The organism is Dielma fastidiosa, from assembly GCF_003475485.1.
Taxonomy (GTDB): Bacteria; Bacillota_I; Bacilli_A; order Erysipelotrichales; family Erysipelotrichaceae; genus Dielma; species Dielma fastidiosa.
On sequence record NZ_QRQL01000003.1, the window covers coordinates 305,213 to 325,532 of the forward strand.

Genomic DNA, 20,320 nt, shown 5'->3' on the forward strand with positions numbered 1-20,320 from the left:
AGGAAGATCGATGGAGAAATTTGAAAAAGGAATGCTGAAAAAACTGGCCAATGATGTCATGTTTGATTTAAATGATCAGGAAATCAGCGAATTGCAGGAAGAGTTTGAGATTTATGTGCGGCAGATGGATTTGTTAAACCGCATAGATACGGAAAATGTAGAGGAAATGGTATATCCGTTTGAAACACCTACAACATTTATCCGTGATGATGAGCATGAGTATGCATTAAGCGCGGCAGATGCGCTGGCGAATGCTCCGCGGGTGGCAGCGAATCATATTGTAGTGCCAAAGGTGGTGAAATAATGAAGCTGAATGATTTAGGAAAGAATGTTGAAGCAAATGTAGAATGTGTGCTGGCTAAGGCTCACGCGAGTCAGGATAAGCTGAATGCGGTTGTTACTTTTGTCGATTGTGAAAAGCAGATTGAAGAAGTTAAAAAGCTGGATCAGAATTTACCGCTTTATGGTGTACCGGTGGCGGTTAAGGATAATATTTCCACAAAGGGTATCCGTACCACTGCTTCTTCAAGAATTTTAGATAACTATGTGCCGGTTTTTGATGCCCATGTCATTGCGAAGCTGAAAGCGGCCGGGGCCGTTGTTGCTGTGAAAACAAGCATGGATGAGCTGGGTATGGGCGGAACTAATCTGAATGCCTATACCGGTAAGGTGAATAATCCATATGACTTTGAACGTATTTCGGGCGGTTCAAGCGGCGGCAGCGCGGCATTGACCGCAGCGGGTGTTGTTGCGTTAGCACTGGGAACCGATACCGGTGACTCGATTCGTAAACCGGCAGCCTATTGTGGGGTTGTTGGCTTTAAACCTACTTATGGGCGTATTTCCCGCTATGGTGTCATTCCATATGCTTCTTCTTTAGACCATGTCGGCTGTTTCACAACCTGTGTTAAAGATGCGGCTGCCGCTTTAGAAGTGCTGGCGGGCAGAGATGATCGGGATATGACTTCTTCCTATGAACCAGTCGGACATTATGCTGAAGCGTTAAACAGTGATTTAAAAGGAAAACGTATTGCGGTGCTTGCCAATGTGATGGATTCCATCAAGGATGAGGCTATCTTAAAAAACTTTGACGTTTTATGTGAAAAGCTTAAAGCCCGCGGCGCGATCGTCGAAAAGGTTAAAATGAATGATGAGCTCTTAGAAACCCTGCTGCCGGTATATTTGATTATCGCGAATGCGGAGGCATGTGCAAACCATTCTAACCTTGATGGTGTGCGTTTTGGTATGCGTGAAGAGGGTGCTGATCTGGAAGAAATCATGATCAATTCCAGAACCAAGGGCTTCTCATCCGCAGTGCGCAAGCGTTTTGTTTTAGGCAGCTGGTCGCTGTTTGTAGAAAACCAGGAGAAATTGTTCAGAAAAGCTCAGAAGGTACGCCGTGTAATCGTTGATGCTTATGCGGATGTATTAAAGGATTATGATGTGGTTTTGGCAAGTGCTGCCAGCACAACAGCACCGAAACCGGATGAATCGAATGATGAAAAGATGTCAGATACTTATTTGGTTGCTGAAAACCATATGGTGCTGGGCAATCTGTCCGGATATCCAAGTATTACGGTGCCGTGCGGTTTTGTGGAAGGTCTGCCAATCGGTGTGAATTTGACAGCCAAGGCATTTGATGAACAGAATTTATTGAATATCGCAAAAGCAATTGAAGAAGAAACAGGATTAGAAGGAAAGACTGTGGAGGTAAACGCATGAACTTTGAAACCATCATCGGGATTGAAATCCACTGTGAATTAAAAACCAATACCAAGATGTTCTCCGCCGGACCGGTACGCTTTGGTGCGGCGCCGAACACTTGTACCAATGAAATTGATCTGGGTATGCCGGGTACGCTGCCATGTTTAAATATGCACGCGGTAGAATTAGCAATCCGCGCTTGCAGCGGCGCTCACTGTACGATTGATCCATTGATTAAATTTGATCGTAAGAATTACTATTATTCTGATTTGCCAAAGGGCTTCCAGATTACTCAGCAGTTCCACCCAATCGGCAGCAATGGTTATCTAACCATCGATACAGAAGCCGGTAAGAAAAAGATCCGCATTAACCGCATTCATATGGAAGAGGATACGGCTAAGCAGTTCCATACTGCTAATGGTACGATGATCGACTTCAACCGTGCCGGTACGCCGCTTGTGGAAATCGTTTCAGAACCGGATATCCGCAGCGGTAAGGAAGCGGCTGCCTATGTGGAACAGCTGCGCAATATGCTTTATTATTTGGGTGTATCAGATTGTAAGATGGAAGAGGGCAGCATGCGCTGTGACGTAAATATTTCCCTGCGCCCTTATGGCTATGACGGCTATGGCACAAAAACGGAAATCAAGAATCTGAATTCATTAAGCAACGTACAGAAAGCAGTGGATGAAGAAATCCAGCGGCAAAGTAAAATCTATCTTGAAGGCGGTACGGTGATTCAGGAAACCCGCCGTTTTGATGAAGCGAGCAAAACGACCATTTCAATGCGTAAAAAGGAAGGCAATGTCGATTATAAATTCTTCCCAGAGCCTAATATTTTCCCGATTCAGCTTGATGAGGCATGGATTAAGAGTATTCAGGAGAACTTGAATGAGGTGCCTGAACAGCGCAAAGAGCGTTATATGAATCAATATGGCTTGAGTGATTATGACGCCGTTACCTTGACTGCTACGAAGGAATTATCTGATTTCTATGATGAGGTAATCAAGCATACTAATGAGTATAAGCTTGCCAGCAACTGGGTGACTACTGAGATGGTAGCTTATCTGAATAAGGAAGGCATCAGCTTTGAAGAAAATAAGCTGCAGCCAGAACATCTTGCAGTAATGATTGATATGATCATTAAGGGTGAGATTTCCGGCAAGCAGGCTAAGGTTGTCTTTGAGGAAATGATGCAGGGTAAAGATCCAAAAGCGGTTGCGGAAGCGAAGGGCATGAAGCAGATGAGTGATCCGTCTGCAATTCTGGCATTGATTACTGCCGCTATTGAAGCCAATCCGCAGTCAGTAACAGACTTTAAAAATGGTAAAGATAAGGCAGTCGGCTTTTTAGTTGGTCAGGTTATGAAGGCCAGCAAGGGTACTGCTAATCCGGCTATGACCAATAAGATGGTTCAGGAAGAGCTTAAGAAAAGATAGCCAAACAGCATAATTTGAAGTACAATAGTACGTGAAGGAGTGAGTTGATGGCTAAAAAAACATCGAATCCCGTTAAGCTGAAAAAGCCGCACGTTATCTTGTGGCTGGGCATTATCATTGTATTGGTACCATGTATCATCCTTGGTGTCGTGCTGATGAACTCATTAGAAAACAGCCGTGAACCAGTGGTTGCGGATCGTTTTAAGAACGAGTTGAATCCGGCAATTACCGAAACTGATCTTGCCAGTATCAGAAGTAATTTGAATTATGACAATATCGATAATTTGGAAGTAAATCTGATCAGCGCAACGCTTAGAGTGATGATTAATACCAGTGATGATATGGCAGAGGGAGATCTTCTTTGGATCTTAAACGATGCTGCTGATAAAATAGCTGCGGTACTGCCGATAGAAACCTATTTCACAAACAGTGCTGCGACCAAGATGTATGATCTTGAAATTCATGTATATAACACAACCAAGGGCAGTGAAGCATTGCCGCAGATTTATTATGTGAAAACAAAGAATGCGGCTAATGAGGATTGGGTCATTGATAATTATACCGTGGCCAAAAATCCTGAATTGGCAAAATCAATTCTTGATCCCAATATTACAGATACCGATATTGAAAATGTGAAGGCTGCATTAAGCTATGACAATGTCGATAGTGTTCGGGTCAGTGTTATAGACAATCTTCTGCGGGTCAGCATTGACGCTAATGATAACATTGGCGAAGATGATCTGCTTTGGCTTTTAAATGATGCCGCTGAAAAGGTTGTTTCAGTATTGCCGATCGAAACATATTTCTCAGATGCGGAAGATGCTAAGAATATGAATCTTGAGGTCCATGTTTATAATATAGCGGAGGGATCAGATGATCTGCCGCAGATCTATTATGTAAAGGCAAAGATGGCTGATGCCGCGGACTGGTCGGTTGTTAATCAAGCCGACAGCAATTAATAAGTGAAACCTGGAGTGATCCGGGTTTTTCTTGCCAATTGCTGATTAAAATTAATTATAAGAGGAAGCAGGTGAGGGGATGGATTACCATCAGAAATTATTGAGTAAAAACGGTCTTTCAACAATGACATTAGCGAAGGAGTTTTTATTTTGGCAGCTTGGGGAGAAGATACCAACCGTTTCTGATCTAAAAGAGAAAGTAGGACTTGCACGGGGGACAATTCAAAATTCAATTAAATTCCTTCAGGAAAATGGTGCAATCAAACTTGAATCTAAGGGACATCTGGGAACCTTTCTGATAGCGAAGAACACGGCGATCTTATTGGCCTTTGCCGGCATTACATCGATTGTCGGAGTTATGCCGCTGCCGTATTCAAAACGCTATGAGGGATTTGCGACGGGTTTGATTGTGGCGATGGAAAACCAGTATAATTTACCGGCATCCATGGCCTATATGCGCGGAGCGACCAACCGTATCGCGATGCTGCTTGCGGATCGGTATGATTTTGCGATTATATCCCGCTATGCGGCGAATAATATTATGAAGAAGAATGATTCCGTACAGATTGTGAAAGCCTTTGGCCGACATTCTTATTTGTCGGAGCATGTGATTGTATTTCATGATGCCAAATGCAAGGCAATTGAAAATGGCATGAAAATTGGTATCGATAATGATTCTATTGACCAAAAGGTATTGACCGAGCATGCATGTGAAGGCAGGCAGGTGGAGTTTGTTCAGGTGGAATATAACCAAATCCTTGAGAAAATTATCAGCGGTGAGCTTGATGCGGCGATTTGGAACGAAGATGAAATTACTGATAAGCATCTGCATATCAATTATGTATCGCTGCCATCCGATAACATTGATGATACGGAAGCTGTTATGGTAGTGAATGCACGGCGGCGTGAAATGGCTGGCTTGCTGAGTGAGTTGATTGATGTACAGATCGTACTGGATAATCAGAAGCTGGTACTGGAAGGGAAGATCACACCAAGCTATTAATTTTTGAAATCTAACTAAAGGTAACGGTATTACGTTGCCTTTTACTTTATTAGCATACAGTTATTAATGTGAATGTGAATACTTGCGAATAATAGGGTTGACATTCATTGGGAATCAGTCTATAATTTATTTGTACAAAAAAATGTATATTGGAAATTATAAATATTGATTTGCATCATGCAAATCTTATTCATTCAATCAATATACAAAAAAATGTATATTAGAGGAGGAGTTATGCTGAAGGAGCGTATATCAATTTTAGAAAATGCAGGAGTTATCTCAGCGGAAGTTGCAGAGTTTGTGAACCAAGTCATCGATGAGGATCTGGTGGCATTCATGGATAAAGAAAGTGTTCTTGAAATGTTTACGACTCACTTGGCAATGGCTGCCCAACGGATATGCACAGGTCAGGAAGTAGAAACATTAGATGAGAGCATCTGGAATGAGGTAGTGAATAGTTCGGGTATTCATCAGGCAGAAAAGCTTTATGAAACATTGATGGAAAAGTCGCCTTGTACTTTCCCGGAAGGTGAGAAACGCTTTCTGCTGATGCATCTATGCAATCTATATCAATAAGAAAGGAGGATTTGCGGGATGGTGAGAATCGTAGTTGGCGGTCAGATCAATAAGCAGGAGATTCATGACTTTCTTCAAAAAAATTATGAAGGCATTGAATTAGCTGTTAAGAATGATCTGGACGCAGTAAATGCTTTAAAGATGGGGAAGTTTGATTATTATGTAGGTGCCTGTAATACGGGCGGCGGCGGTGCGTTGGCAATGGCAATTGCTTTGTTGGGACAGAATCAATGCAAGACGATTTCAATGCCGGGCAAGGTTTTCCCTGATGAGGAAATCATCGCGGCAGTGAAAGAGGGCAAAAAGGCATTTGGCTTTACAGCCCAGCATGCTGAACAGGTGCTGCCAGTATTAATGAAGGCTATTCTAGAAAAAATGGAGGACTAGAAAATGAAGTACATTATCATCGCGGCAATTGGTGCGTTGGCATCAATTCTGGCGAACAAGGGGATTGCGGTGTTTAATGATGGTTTCAGACCCATCGTTCCGCAGTATTTTGATGGTCAGATTTCACGTAAAGAACTGGCTACCATGAGTTTCGCAATTAGCTTTGGTTTAGTTATTGGTTTTGGTATTCCAACCTCAATTGCGGCTACAATTATATTAATTCACTGTTTGCTTCTGACTACGGATATCATTGGTACATGGTGTCCTGATAATAATAAGGGTACAATCATGGCTGGTGTAATCGGTGCTCTGTATGGTTTGCTGATTCTGGTCGGACTTGATTTTGTCGTAACAGCATTTAGTTATCTGCCATATAATTTCCTTGATGCATTAGGCAGTGTTTCTAAATATGTAACAGTTGCGTTTGCCATTTTCCCAGCTCTCGCGGTTGCTTATCAGCATGGCTTTAAAAAAGGCGCGATTACGGCAGGTATTGTGGTTGCCGTTTATTTCCTGATTAAAAAGTTTGGTGTTATTACACTTGGTGAAGGTGTTAGTATCGCGTTAAATGGCGAGGGTATGGCAATGCTCGCAGGTACGATTGCGATGCTGGCTTTCGCGGCTTCTGTAAAGGGAGAAGCAGGTACGGCCAATACGGATCTGGTAAATGTGTTCTCAGAAAAAGTAGCTAAAATCAGAAAGAATTGGTTCTTGCTTGCTATCATGGGCGGCTTGCTGGCTTGCGGTACAAGTATGGCAATGATTGCCGGTGACCCAATTTCATTAGCTTTAGTAAGCAATGGCGCAATTTCTGAAGCAGCTATGGCTGCGGCGGCACGGGCTATTGGTTTCATTCCTTTGGTATTCACAACAGCAATCGTTACTGGTGTTTATGGTCCGGCAGGCTGTACATTTGTCTTCGTTATGGGTCTGTTATTCTTTAATAATCCATTAGTTGCAATGATTGCCGGCGCGGCGGTTATGATTATTGAATTATTGCTGATCAATGTTTTCGCAAAAGGCATGGATAAGTTCCCAGGTGTAAAAGACATGGGTGAGCATATCCGTACTTCAATGAATAAAGTCTTAGAGGTTGCCTTACTTGTTGGTGCTGTCGCATCAGCTGAAGCTATGTCTGCGGCAGTTGGGTTGAGCGGTATCGGTGCATTATTTGTAATCGGCTGTCTGCTGCTGAACCGTGTTTCCAAGAAACCGATTGTTGAACTTGCCGTTGGACCGGTTGCTTGTATTCTCTATGGTATTTTGATTAACCTGCTGGTTGTTATTCAATTAGTAACACTGGCAGCTTAAATTTCATGAAAATGGCGGGTAAAGTGACAATCACTTGCTCGTCATTTATTTTAAGAAAGGATAAGAATAATGAAATTAAACGATGGCTATACGATGATGCATGAGCATATGCATATTGATTTATCCGGTGTGAAAAAAGATCAGGATTGCTGTCTTGACTGTTTTGATGAAATCTGTGCTGAATTGAAACAGCTTTATGCTTATGGGGTACGCAATATTTGGGAAGTTACTAATGTTGGCATGGGCCGTGATGTAGATACGATTTTAAAACTGGAAAAGGCATCAGGCATTCATTTTATGATCTCTACCGGCTGCTATAAGGATCCTTTTATTCCAGAGGCGATGAATCGGCTGACAGCAGAAGAGCTGGCTTATTTCATGATTAAAGAGATCATGGAAGGCATTGATGGAAGTACAGTTAAAGCAGATGCCATCGGTGAGATAGGAACAAGTAAAAATGAATGGACAGCGAATGAACACAAATTGTTTGAAGCGGCATTAATCGCCCATAAGGAAACACATAAACCCATTTATACCCATACTACATTGGCTACACTGGCAAAAGATCAGGCATTATATTTAGTTGATCATGGCGCAGATCCAAATAAGGTTGTAATTGGGCATGTTGATTTAAGCGGTGATCTTGATATGATCCGTTCCGTTATAGCATGCGGGGTTACAGTTGGCTTTGACACAATTGGCAAAAATAATTATCTCCCAGATGAAAAAAGAATTGAATTCCTGCTTGCGTTAGAAAAAGACGGCTTGCTGAATCAGGTGGTGCTGTCGGAGGATCTGACCCGCAAATCCCATCTGAAATATAAAGGCGGCATCGGTTATTGCTACTTGTTTGAAAGCTTTATTCCCAAGCTGCTTGAAGCTGGTTTATCTAAGGCTTCACTGGATCAGATGCTGATTCATAATCCGCAAAGGATTTTTGGAGAATGATGATGCCTGATGTTGAAGAGCGTCATGCGTTAGCTGAATTAAATCCTTATCATTCGGTGGAACAGTGTTTTGAAGTGCATCATAATGAACTCTTGGTGGGTATTAAAAATGTTGAACAAATCCCTGCTTCTTTATTAAAGCGTCTGCAGAGCAAGGATCGTTATGCGCTGCATACATTAGATGCTCATGCATTGGGCGGCCGAGCGGTTGATCTTCAATTGATTAATCCAATCAGCGGGCGGTGGATGAGCGGCAGTTCAAGCGGTACAGCCATCAATGTGCTAACTTATATTAATGATGTGGGAATTGGGACTGATGGCGGCGGTTCTGTGCTGGCTCCGGCTATGTCAGTGAATTTGTTTGGTTTTATTTCCCCCTTGATTGAGGCGGAAAGTATGAAGCGATATATGAAGCAATCAACGGATGGAATTTCATTTACCCCTTCTATCGGTTTCATGACCCGAGATTATGAGACCATGATCAAGGTTGTAAAGGATGCTTATCCATTGCCTGAGGCAGAAACGCAAAGCGATATTTTAATCAGCGATAGGGATTCGCAGAACTATCCATTTGCAGTTAGATCTTGTTCCTTTCCTGATCTTGGCGGCAGCCGCTTGGATTTGATTGATTTTTTGAATAGCGTGCTGCCAACATGCGATTGTTTGATTTCCTACGAAGGTCCTATTGATTTGGAGGGGTATGGCGATACGTTATTCGGTCATTTTGATAAACGGTCGCAGGCAATTCAAAAGGCAGCCTCAAAAGGGCTGATCCGGGTTGTCAATATGGTAAATGCTACAGCGCTGTGCGTACCTTCTTCGGCATTGGGCTGTGGGTTTGTATTAATATGTGAAAGTAAAGAAACAAAGATTGCGGGAATGCTGGCACTGGCAGGTCAGCTGGCGGGGGAACCAGATGTGATGGTACACCGCTATTTCCAAAATCTATCAATGTATTTTTCAAAAGGTTATCTCAGCGAGGAGGAAAGATGATGAAAACATATCCGCTGCACTCCATTTCTTTGGAGGAAGCTAAACAAAAGCAATTTGCTTTGGTTGATGAAATATGCCGTGAATTTGAAGGCGCAGAATTTTTGAATCTGGGTGATTTAGGTGTTGTTCAGCCAGGTAATAAGCCAACCTATGCGGGAAAAGCTGAACGGGTGCTGGCACGTTTTTTCCATGCGGAGAAAGCAATTCTGGTAACCGGTGCCGGTACTGGTGCGATTCGCTGGGGCTTAACCGCAATGCTGAAGCCAAACAGCCGTGTGCTGGTACATAAAGCACCGGTTTATCCAACTACGCTGACTTCTTTAAATGGTTTGAATGCGACCTTGATAGAGGCTGATTTTAATGATTTAGAGAATATTCGCAAAGTGATGCAGGAACAGGATGTCGATGGAGCCATTGTGCAGTACACAAGGCAGAAGCCTGACGACAGCTATGAAATGCAGGCGGTCATTGATACGATTAAAGCGTGCAAGGATATTCCAATTATCACTGATGATAATTACGCAGCGATGAAGGTCAGCAAAATCGGTGTTGAATTAGGGGCGGATTTAAGTGCTTTCTCAGCATTCAAACTGCTGGGCCCGGAAGGTGTCGGCATCCTGCTTGGCAAGGCTGAACTCATTGATGAGGTAGAACGCAATAATTATTCCGGCGGCAGTAAGGTACAGGGCTGGCAGGCGATGGAGCTGCTGAGAATGCTTGTCTATGCTCCGGTAGCTCTGGCGATTCAGGCAGGGGAAAATGAACGAATCGTACATGCATTGAATGATGGCAGAATCCCGGAAATCAAAGATGCCTTCTTGGCAAATGCCCAATCAAAGGTACTTTTGGTTGAATTTAGGGAAGATATTGCGGAAGCTGTACTAGAAGAAGCGCAAAAACTGGGTGCGGCGCCAAATCCGGTTGGTGCTGAATCTAAATATGAAGTGGTACCGATGTTTTATCGGGTATCGGGAACTTTCCTTAAAAACGATCCGACATTGAAAAAACGAATGATTCGTATCAATCCAATGCGCGGCGGCAGTGAGACTATTCTGCGGATTTTAAAGGAAAGTATAAGGAAGGTGAAAGAATGTTCTTAAGCTCTACGTTAAGAAGAAACCGTGAACTTATCGAGGCATCGTTTCAGCTTCATCAGCAGGGACTTATTTTGCCGGATACGTATGTGGTAGATCTTGATACATTAAAAAAGAATGCGAAACAGATGCTGGCGGCTGCAAATCAGCAGCATATCGCTTTGTACTTTATGCTGAAACAGCTGGGCCGTAATCCTTTGATTGCGAAGGCGCTTGTTGAATTAGGGTTTGAAGGAGCTGTGGTGGTAGACTTTAAAGAAGCCAAGGTGATGATGGATCATCAGATACCAATCGCCAATGTCGGTCATCTGGTTCAGGCACCGAAAGCGATGCTTAAAGCATTAGTAGCCTATGGCTGTCATTATTTCACTATATTTTCTGTGGAAAAGGCACATGAAATCAATAAATGTGCGAAAGCGCTTGGTATCAGGCAAAAGGTTTTGCTGAAAGTTGTCGGTCCAAGGGATATGATTTACAGCGGCCAGACAGCGGGCTTTCGCTTAGATGTTTTGCCGGCGGTTATTGAGGAATTAAAAAAACTTGAAGCGATTGAAATTGCCGGTGTGACTTCGTTCCCATGCTTTCTTTATGATGAAGAAAAGGATACGATTGCACCGACACCGAATATGGAATCATTGCTGAAGGCACAGGAAATGCTGGCAGAACATGGCATCGAGATTGAAAATGTGAATGCGCCGTCAGCGACTTGTACCTTTACCTTGAATGAAATGAAGGGCTATCCGGTAAACAGCGGTGAACCAGGGCATGGCTTGAGTGGAACAACGCCGCTTCATGCGCATAAGGAGTGTGTGGAGATTCCCTGCGTGACTTATGTCAGTGAGATATCGCATAATTTTGATGAGCGTTCCTATTGTTATGGCGGTGGTTTTTATCGCCGTTCTCATGTTGCGAATGCTTTGGTTGGTCAGTCCGCGGATCATGCAAGGCTGTACCATGTAGAACCGCCGAGTCTGGAAAGTATTGATTATTATTTTGAATTGGATCAGCCTTGTACGGTGAGTGATACAGTGGTGATGGCTTTCCGTTTTCAGATTTTTGTGACGCGCAGCAATGTAGCGGTTGTTGAAGGCATCCATACAGGCGAGATGAAGCTGCTTGGAATTTACAACAGCTTGGGAGATGAAATAAAATGAATCAGCGATTTGTAGTCATTGTACTGGATGGTTTTGGCATCGGCGCGATGAGTGATGCGGCAACGGCGCGGCCCGGCGATGAAAGCAGCTCTACATTAGGCAGTATTTTGAATGATTATCCGGATTTAAAGCTGCCGGCATTGGAACGGCTGGGATTGATGAATGCGTTTGGCAAGACAAGCAAAAATATGCATTTCAGCAAGGAAGCTAATTTTGGGAAATGTGAGTTGATGCATTTTGGCGCTGATACGTTTATGGGACATCAGGAAATTATGGGCACTTTGCCAAAGGTTCCAAAGGTACAGCCTTTTCAGGATAAGGTGGATGAGGTTGCTGAGCATTTGCTTTCCTTGGGTCATAAGGTTGATGTTATCAGCCGCGGCAAGCTGCGTTATCTGTTAGTGGATGATGCGTGTACGGTGGCGGATAATATTGATGCAGATTTTGGCATGGCGTATAATTGTACGGCGCCGCTGGATGTCATGCCGTTTGAAAAAGAGCTGGAGCTGGCCCGGCAGGTCAGAGAGGTAGTAACGGTCAACCGGGTGATTCCTTTTGGCGGTACAGGTAATACGATTAAGGATATTCTGGCTGCCGAGGAGACGCGTGAGGATCGTTTTATCGGGATTCATGCCGTGAAGTCAAAGTCATATGAACAAGGTTATATGTGCCGCCATCTTGGTTATGGTGTGGATAAGAGCGTTCAGGCACCGACGATTTTGAGTGAGGCAGGGATTGAAGTAACGCTGCTTGGTAAGGTGGCAGATATTGTCGCAAATGATGATGGCAAGTCGATTTCCTGTGTGGATACCGGTGAAGTGCTGGATCTGACGCTGGATGCCGTGAAGTCTATGAAGCATGGTTTTATTTGTACCAATGTGCAGGAGACCGATCTTGCCGGTCACAGTCAGGATGCTAAGTGGTATATGGAATTGCTGAAGCTGGCGGATGCGAAGATTGCTCAAATCATTGAACTGCTGAATGATGAGGATGTGCTGGTCGTGATGGCAGATCATGGCAACGATCCGGATATCGGTCATAATAAGCATACGCGTGAAAATGTGCCGCTGTTGGTATGGCATGGGCAGGTGCATGGCGTTGAGTTAGGCTTGCGGAAGTCATTGTCGGATGTGGGTGCGAGCGTCTGCGATTTCTTTGGAGTGGCGGCGCCGCAGAATGGCAGCTCGTTTATGGGATTGCTGAAGCAGAAATAATAGGTTCGAAAAATTGGGGCTTTTTTGTGGAGGAATGTATTATGCATTTCTCTTTTTCTTTGTAAGTGGAGCTGAGTTTTTGATAGATCTATGATGACATTACATGTAAGGGATAATAAATCCACAAGTGATTATTGATGCTTGTAAGCTAAACAATTCACAAAACTGTCTTGACATTGAAGCAACTTCAGGTATACTAATAGTAGACCGTTCGTCTAGTAAAATGCAAACGGGATAGGAGGAACTATGAAAAAGGCTAAATTATTGAGTTTATGCTTAGCTGGAGCAATGTTGTTCTCCGGTTGTGCGCCTAAGAGCGATGCACCTGTCGATGACAAAACAGGGATGACAGCTGGAACATATGAAGCAACAGCAAAAGGGTTTGGCGGTGATTTAAAGATCTCGGTGACTGTGGATGCTGATAAGATCACGGCTATTGATGTATTAGAGAATTCAGAAACTGAAGCAATTGGCGGTGCGGCACTGCCAACTTTGGTACAGGAAGTGCTGGATAGTCAAAGTATTGCGATTGATACGGTTAGCGGTGCTACAGTAACAAGCAATGGCTTTATTGAAGCATTAAAGGATGCACTGACTCAGGCTGGTGCTGATCTGGATAAGATGAGCCAGGCTGTAACTGGCAATACTGAGAAGGAAACAGTTGAATTAACAACGGATATCTTGGTAATTGGTGCCGGTGGTGCTGGTTTGACAGCTTCATTATCAGCCCTTCAGGAAGGTAATAAAGTTGTATTATTAGAAAAGATGTCTTTTGCCGGTGGTGCGTCATCAATGGCTGGCGCTGGAACGACGGCGACAGGCAGTAAATGGCAGATTGAATCAGGTTATGAAGACAGTCCTGAAATGCTGAAGGCGGATATGCTGGCTAATGGACATAATTATAATGATGAAGCTACCTTGGATATTTTCGTAAATACAGTAGGTGCTGCTTTTGACTGGTTGGTTGATCCGGAAGGCGCTAATGTTGAATACGATAATTCTGAACCGGGACGTACTTACTCAGGTGTTGGACGCGGTGCTGGTGTTGTTAAGACATTGCTTCAGCGTGTAGAGGATGCCGGCGGTGAAGTTTATTTGAATACTGCAGGTTCTGAATTGATTATTGAAAATGGCAAGGTTGTGGGTGCTAAAGCTGAAAGCAAGGATAAGATTTATACAATTAATGCGAAGGCTGTTATTTTAGCGACTGGCGGCTTTGGTGCTAATGACGAGTTAGTTCCGGCTGAATATCAGGAATTTGTTTATGCCGGTGCAGCTGGTGCGACAGGTGATGCAATTGAAATGACTAAAGCTGTTGATGCTGATTTGATCAATATGGAATTTGTGAATGTACAGCCTAACAGTATTGTGATGCCTAGCGGATTAGGTCAATACTGCAATCCAGGTGTCGGCGGTGCTTATGCGACAAGCGGTGCATTCTTAGTAAATGAAAACGGTGTTCGTTTTGCGAATGAACAAGGTAAGGCTTATGATCTGATTCAGGCTATGAAACAGAATAAGACTAATTATTTAATTCTTGATCAGGCTTCTTTTGATGCCTTCAATAAGGGAATGATCGGCAGTGCAATTTATACTGAAGAGAATGTTAAGGAATGGCTTGAAAATAATGGTTCATCAAATCCAGTGATGGTCAAGGGTGAAACGCTTGAAGATCTTGCGAAGACATTGAATCTGCCTGAAGGTTCATTAACTGCTGCGGCAGAGAAGTATAATGCTGATGTGGCTGCAGGTACTGATGAATTCGGCAGAAAGCTAACGGTTGAAATCAGCAATGATGGTCCTTATTATGCAGTGCAGATGTGGCTGCGTTATTATGCAACATTAGGCGGCTTGCATATTAATGATCAGATGCAGGTTCTGAATACGAAGCAGGAGGCTGTTGATGGATTGTTTGCTGCCGGTGAGGTTGTCGGCGGTCTTGAAGGCGATATCTATTATGGCGGTTCATTGTTCGGTTGGGCTATGACTAGCGGTAGAAATGCTGGTGTGTCTGCTTCTTCAATGATTAAATAATGCTTGTGAATGTAAAAAAGCAGAAGAAATAAGCGAAAATTTTATAAATAAGGGGTTGATATTAGAAGTCAGCCCCTTTATTATATATTTAATTGTAAGGGTGGTGGCAGTATGAATCACAGTGCGGAAAAGCGGGAGATGATTCTTGAAAAGGCGTCTACATTATTCTCGCAGAAGGGTTATTTTGGTGTTGGTATCAATGAGATCGTAAGTGCATGTGATATTCCCAAAGGATCTTTTTATCATTATTTTCCTGGCGGTAAGAATCAGCTGGCGGTGGCTGTTGTTCATGACGCTTATGATAAGATGGAGATGGGGATTCGCAAGAATATATTTTCAGTCTCTGATAATGCGGTGGAGGTTTTTTGCTGGATGGCGGAATGTCTTGCCAGAGATATTGAAAATGGCAGGGAAGGTCTGAAGTCGCTGATTATCACGTTTATGGGGATTGAGGCTACTTATATCAGTGAGGAGCTGGATGCGGCTTCAAAGGAAGTGTATCGAAAGTGGGAGGTTTTGTATCGTGAGAAACTGATGGCGTGCGGTTATGATGAGATGCATGCGGATCAGTATTCGAAGATGTTGCTGACGCTGATTCATGGAAATTTGATTTCCTGCTGGATCAGTAAGGATTCTACGAATTTGAGGAATATTAAAAATCTGCTGCCGAACTTGCTGCCTGATGAAAATTAGGCGGCTTTTTTATGTTATAATGGTGATAATTAATGATGAGAGTGAGTGTTGATGATGAAGAAAAATGATCGTGTTACAGGGACGTGCCTGAATTATACTTTTGAAGGTCTCGGAGTTGTGAAGGTGGATGGTTTTCCGCTTTTTGTGAAGGATATGCTGGTTGGTGAATGCGGAGAGATTGTGGTTACGCAGGTGAGGAAGAATTTTGGCTACGGCAGGCTGATGAAGCTGATTAGTGCGAGTCCTGAGCGGGCAGCACCGCCTTGTAAGATTTTTAAGCAGTGCGGCGGTTGTCAGCTGCAGCATTTTTCGTTGGTGGAGCTGCAGCGATTTAAGACGCAGCGGGTGAAGGATGCGCTTGAGCGGATCGGCGGTTTGGATTGTCATGTTGAGGATGCGCTGATGATGGAGGATGGCTGGTATTACCGCAACAAGGGGCAGGTGCCGGTTGGTGTGGATAAGGCTGGGAAGACGGTGTGTGGGTTTTATCGGATCAACAGCAATGATATTATCGATATGGATGTGTGTTTGATTCAGCATGAGCTGATTAATAAGACGGTGCAGTGCATGAAGCGGCTTATTGGGGAGTTTGGCAACGCGGAGGTGTTTCGGCATTTGTTGGTGAAGGTGGGGTTCAGTACCCGCGAGGTAATGGTGGTTTTTATTGTTAGGGAGAAAAGGGTTGCTGAGCTGAAGAAGATGGCAAACGTGCTGGTGGCTGAGGTACCAGAGGTTAAGAGTGTCATTTTGAATTTGAATCAGCGTGCGGATAATGTGATTTTGGGGGATGAGGAGGAGCTGCTTTATGGGCGGCCGACGATTGTAGATGAGTTGGATGGGCTGCGTTTTGAGATTTCTTCGAAGTCGTTTTATCAGGTGAATCCGGTGCAGACGGTAAAGCTGTATAATCAGGCGGTGGCGTTTGCGGGATTATCGAAGGATGATCGTGTGGTTGATCTGTATTGCGGAATTGGGACTATTACGCAGTTTATGGCAAGGCAGGCAGCGCATGTGCAGGGGGTTGAGGTTGTGGCTGCGGCGATTGAGGATGCGAAACGGAATGCGGCGCGGAATGGGATTGTGAATGTGGATTTTGTGTGCGCGGATGCTGGAGAGTATGCGGCGCGGATTGCGGATAGCGGGGAAAGGGTGGATGTGGTTTGTGTGGATCCACCGCGTAAGGGCTGTGATGAGCGGACGCTGGAGGCGATGCTGACGATGGCGCCGAGGCGGATTGTGTATGTGTCGTGTGATCCGTCGACGCTGGCGAGGGATTTGAAGTATTTGGGGGAGCGAGGATATGGGGTGGAGCGGTTGCAGCCGGTGGATATGTTTCCGTGGACGTATCATGTGGAGACCGTTGTACTTTTAAGAAGAGAAAAATGAATGGTTATGCCTGCATATAATTATGCTCATTATGAAATAAAATCATTGAAAACAAATTAATTACAGTGATTGATAATTGCTGAAAATTACAGATAATGCAAATTAAACATTTCTGAGTTAAAGAGAATAGAATTAGATTTACAATTAGATATAGAAGACGTTAAGCTAAAAGGAGGGTGTTGTAATGAAGGACATTGACAAATATCGAGGTTGCTTAATTGGCGGTGCTGCTGGTGATGCTTTAGGCTATCCCGTGGAGTTTATGAAAGACTCTGATATCTTTTCAAAATACGGGAATAATGGCATTACTGAATATTCGCTTGAGAATGGTGTTGCTGAAATTTCTGATGATACCCAGATGACCTTATTTACCGCTACAGGTCTTTTATATGGTCATACAAGAGGAATGACTCGAGGCATAATGGGGAGTTATCCTAACTATGTATTTGAAAGCTATAAAGATTGGTATAGAACCCAAATTGAGCGTTATCCTTTGCCAAAGGAACAACACACTTCTTGGTTAGTAGATATTCCTGAATTATTTGTATGCAGAGATCCTGGCTATACATGTATTTCTACAATTTCAAATGGCATAAACGGGACAATAAATAGACCGCTCAATAAAAGCAAAGGTTGTGGCGGTGTGATGCGGGTCGCTCCTGTTGGTCTATATTTTAGTGAAAAATGGAGTAGCGAAAAGGTTGATATGATTGGAGCTGAAGTTGCAGCTTTAACACATGGACATCCGCTGGGCTACATTCCTGCAGCAGGATTGGTTCACATTATTAATCTTGTTGCTCATAATGATGATATATCACTTATAGATGCGGTTAAAGATATGAAAAGAGTTATTGCTCAACTATTTTCTGATAAAATGTTTTTACAAGATTTCCTTGATTTAGTGGATAAAGCTATCGAATTATCTCAAAAAAGTGATATTAATGACTTGGATGCCATCAAGCAAATAGGTGAAGGTTGGGTAGCTGAGGAAACTTTAGCGATTGCTATTTATTGTTCATTAAAATATAGTGATGACTTTGATAAAGCACTTATTGCCTCTGTGAATCATAGCGGTGATAGTGATTCAACCGGAGCAGTCACTGGAAACATATTAGGAGCCTATTTAGGGCTAAAAGCCATTCCACAGAAATATTTAGACAATCTTGAATTAAAAGATATTATCATTGAGCTGGCAGATGATTTGTATAATGATTGTAAAATTTCAGAATTCTCGCATTATCATGATGAAATTTGGGAACAAAAATATATCTACAGCCAATATCCTTCAAAATAGGACAAAATATAATTAGTAATTGGTAAATAATACTTGTGAGGTAAACTCTAAATAAAACTTATCTTTATTAATTAATTTGTTTAAATAATATGCAAATTTAAATTATGATTTTAAATATACATAAAATGGTAAAATGCTACTTACAAATAAACAATATTCAAAAGTAAGAACAAATGACCTAGCCATCAGTTCCACTCTCGATTTAAAGGCTTTTTTACCTAACTTATCGTTTAAATGTGTTCTACCAACTTATAACGATATGAGATCTTAATATCAGCTTAATAATTTTTTCCAAAAATCAATATAAATTTTTCAGTCCCTTTCCCCCACGCCTCCAATATGCTATGATGTACTCATATCAGGAGGCTTTTTTTCATGAACAAACCAAACATCTTATTTATCACAACCGACCAGCAGCGCTACGACACCATCCACGCTCACGGTTATGAATTTATGCATACGCCAAACCTCGACCGCCTGGCACACGAAGGCTGCAGCTACACGCACGCCTTTTCACCAAACCCCGTCTGCATCCCAGCTCGTCACAACATCCTCTGCGGCCTGCCATGCAAAGAACACACCTTTGACGACAACTATTTCGATGACTCCCATCAAATCCCTTATGACCTGCCTACCTTCGCGCAGATTTTAAGCGACGCCGGCTATGACACCATCGCTGTCGGTAAAATGCACTTTCAGCCTTATCGCCGACACAATGGCTTCCACCGCCTGCTCTTAATGGATGAAATACCAAGATTCAGAGAAGATGATGAATACGCACTCTATCTAAAAGAAAAATATCCGCACCTGCAAAGCCTGCACGGTGTCCGTCACGCGCTGTACATGCAGCCTCAGCAATCCTTAGTCAAAGAAGAAGATCACGGCTCAAGCTGGGTAGCCAAAGAAACCATCAACTACCTCAAAAACAAGAGCAAGGATAAACCCTTCATGCTATGGGCTGGCTTCATCGCACCACATCCGCCGTTTGACGTACCGGCATCTTATGCTGAAATGTACAAAGGTAAAGCAATCCCTAAGCCTTCCATCACCAAAACCACACTTTCAACACTTGCAGAAGAAAACAAAAATATCGCCGATTATCCTGACATGGAAACGCTCATGCGTGCAAGGGAGCTGTACTATGCTTCCATCAGTTTTGTTGATAAAAACATTGGCCTGATTCTCGACCAGCTGGAAGCCATGGGTGAACTTGACAATACATTGATCCTCTTCACCAGCGATCATGGCGAAATGCTGGGCGATCTGGGTACATATCAAAAATTCCTGCCTTATGACCCTTCCTGCCGCGTACCAATGATTCTTCGCTATCCAGGAAAAGTTATACCCAACACCTTCTGCGATGACTTTGTGGATCTCAACGACATCCTGCCAACCTTCCTTGATGCCGCCAACGTCCCTTATCCATCAAATAAAGAACTGCCGGGTGCCTCATTGCTTAAAAACGAGAAAGACCGCAGCATGCAATACGTCGAACATCAGCATGGAGCCCGCCGCTGGGTTAGCCTGCGCAAAGGCAGCTTCAAATACAATTACTACTATGGCGGCCCGCGTGAGGAATTATTCGACTTACAAAATGACCCTCAGGAAACAGAGAACCTATTGGAAACAAAGCCTGAAGCATATAATGCCAAACGTCTTGAACTGCGGCGTGACTTGATTGCCCATGAGAAAAAATGGGGACTTGAAGGCTGCATCGTCAATGATGATTTTGTGTCTTATCCAGACTTCACACTGAACTTCTATCGTGAATGCAATCCGCCTTTCTTTCCATCCCATCTGGCTCATGAAGAAGAATGCCAACAGCTATGGCCCTTGGAAAAAGAATTGCTGGCAGCAATCAAGGACGAACCAGTTGTAGATCTAAACAAGCTTGATCTGGACTACTTTGCCACACGCCATGTTTTAAATAAAGAAGAATTGCTGAAACATGCCAATGACAATCAGCCTGTCAAAAAATAAATATGTTTTAACACAAAAATCTTTGGAGCAATCTGAAGATTTTTTATTTCAGCGCTTTTCATGCCTTCCATTTATTAACAGGTAAAGATTAGTTGCATGACTTTGTGCAATTATTAACTTTTTTTATCCCCCTATTTCCATGATAATGAAAT

18 protein-coding genes are annotated in these 20,320 nt (G+C 43.2%); all 18 read left to right on the top strand.

Annotated elements, in window-relative coordinates:
- The first annotated feature begins 10 nt into the window (after positions 1-10).
- The 18 genes from gatC to DWZ33_RS09515 all read left to right on the top strand — a co-directional run bounded on the left by gatC (position 11) and on the right by DWZ33_RS09515 (position 20,168).
- Entirely contained in the window at positions 11-304 is a 294-nt protein-coding gene (gatC, locus tag DWZ33_RS09430) for an Asp-tRNA(Asn)/Glu-tRNA(Gln) amidotransferase subunit GatC (RefSeq protein WP_022937919.1), read from the top strand.
- Positions 304-1,722 carry an amidase gene (locus tag DWZ33_RS09435; RefSeq protein ID WP_118454631.1) on the top strand — a complete coding sequence of 473 codons (1,419 nt, stop codon included), beginning with the start codon at positions 304-306 and terminating at the stop codon, positions 1,720-1,722. Before gatC ends, DWZ33_RS09435 begins: the two co-directional genes overlap by 1 nt.
- Positions 1,719-3,143 carry an Asp-tRNA(Asn)/Glu-tRNA(Gln) amidotransferase subunit GatB gene (gene gatB / locus DWZ33_RS09440; protein WP_118454632.1) on the top strand — a complete coding sequence of 475 codons (1,425 nt, stop codon included), beginning with the start codon at positions 1,719-1,721 and terminating at the stop codon, positions 3,141-3,143. The genes DWZ33_RS09435 and gatB overlap by 4 nt, the downstream gene beginning before the upstream one ends.
- Positions 3,144-3,190: 47 nt before the next feature.
- Positions 3,191-4,102, top strand: coding sequence for a hypothetical protein (locus tag DWZ33_RS09445; protein ID WP_022937916.1), 912 nt, complete (start codon positions 3,191-3,193; stop codon positions 4,100-4,102).
- A 79-nt stretch (positions 4,103-4,181) separates the two neighbouring features.
- Positions 4,182-5,105, top strand: a complete 924-nt coding sequence (gene yhfZ, locus DWZ33_RS09450; RefSeq protein WP_022937915.1) for a GntR family transcriptional regulator YhfZ — start codon at positions 4,182-4,184, stop codon at positions 5,103-5,105.
- 234 nt (positions 5,106-5,339) lie between these two features.
- Positions 5,340-5,681: a PRD domain-containing protein gene (locus DWZ33_RS09455; protein ID WP_182425616.1), complete on the top strand. Its 342-nt coding sequence runs from the start codon at positions 5,340-5,342 to the stop codon at positions 5,679-5,681.
- Positions 5,682-5,699: 18 nt separating this feature from the next.
- A complete protein-coding gene (locus DWZ33_RS09460) occupies positions 5,700-6,068 on the top strand; it encodes a DUF2620 domain-containing protein (RefSeq protein WP_022937913.1) in 369 nt (122 codons plus the stop codon).
- Between the two features lie 3 nt (positions 6,069-6,071).
- Positions 6,072-7,379: a YhfT family protein gene (locus DWZ33_RS09465; RefSeq protein ID WP_022937912.1), complete on the top strand. Its 1,308-nt coding sequence runs from the start codon at positions 6,072-6,074 to the stop codon at positions 7,377-7,379.
- A 69-nt stretch (positions 7,380-7,448) separates the two neighbouring features.
- Positions 7,449-8,327, top strand: a complete 879-nt coding sequence (locus DWZ33_RS09470; protein ID WP_118454634.1) for a phosphotriesterase family protein — start codon at positions 7,449-7,451, stop codon at positions 8,325-8,327.
- 2 nt (positions 8,328-8,329) lie between these two features.
- Positions 8,330-9,319, top strand: coding sequence for an amidase family protein (locus tag DWZ33_RS09475; RefSeq protein ID WP_182425617.1), 990 nt, complete (start codon positions 8,330-8,332; stop codon positions 9,317-9,319).
- The gene (locus DWZ33_RS09480) at positions 9,319-10,419 is read left to right on the top strand and encodes an aminotransferase class V-fold PLP-dependent enzyme (protein ID WP_118454636.1); all 1,101 of its coding nucleotides are present in this window, start codon (positions 9,319-9,321) and stop codon (positions 10,417-10,419) included. Before DWZ33_RS09475 ends, DWZ33_RS09480 begins: the two co-directional genes overlap by 1 nt.
- Entirely contained in the window at positions 10,410-11,567 is a 1,158-nt protein-coding gene (locus DWZ33_RS09485) for a YhfX family PLP-dependent enzyme (RefSeq protein ID WP_118454637.1), read from the top strand. Before DWZ33_RS09480 ends, DWZ33_RS09485 begins: the two co-directional genes overlap by 10 nt.
- Positions 11,564-12,781, top strand: coding sequence for a phosphopentomutase (locus tag DWZ33_RS09490; RefSeq protein WP_022937907.1), 1,218 nt, complete (start codon positions 11,564-11,566; stop codon positions 12,779-12,781). The genes DWZ33_RS09485 and DWZ33_RS09490 overlap by 4 nt, the downstream gene beginning before the upstream one ends.
- Positions 12,782-13,027: 246 nt before the next feature.
- Complete coding sequence (locus tag DWZ33_RS09495) at positions 13,028-14,815, top strand: FAD-dependent oxidoreductase (RefSeq protein WP_118454638.1); 1,788 nt, start codon at positions 13,028-13,030, stop codon at positions 14,813-14,815.
- 111 nt (positions 14,816-14,926) lie between these two features.
- Complete coding sequence (locus DWZ33_RS09500; RefSeq protein ID WP_118454639.1) at positions 14,927-15,508, top strand: TetR/AcrR family transcriptional regulator; 582 nt, start codon at positions 14,927-14,929, stop codon at positions 15,506-15,508.
- A gap of 51 nt (positions 15,509-15,559) precedes the next feature.
- Positions 15,560-16,894, top strand: a complete 1,335-nt coding sequence (gene rlmD, locus DWZ33_RS09505) for a 23S rRNA (uracil(1939)-C(5))-methyltransferase RlmD (protein WP_244925868.1) — start codon at positions 15,560-15,562, stop codon at positions 16,892-16,894.
- A gap of 184 nt (positions 16,895-17,078) precedes the next feature.
- On the top strand, positions 17,079-18,188 hold the full coding sequence (locus tag DWZ33_RS09510) for an ADP-ribosylglycohydrolase family protein (RefSeq protein WP_118454640.1): 1,110 nt from the start codon (positions 17,079-17,081) through the stop codon (positions 18,186-18,188).
- A 375-nt stretch (positions 18,189-18,563) separates the two neighbouring features.
- A complete protein-coding gene (locus DWZ33_RS09515; protein WP_118454641.1) occupies positions 18,564-20,168 on the top strand; it encodes a sulfatase family protein in 1,605 nt (534 codons plus the stop codon).
- Positions 20,169-20,320 lie beyond the last annotated feature (152 nt).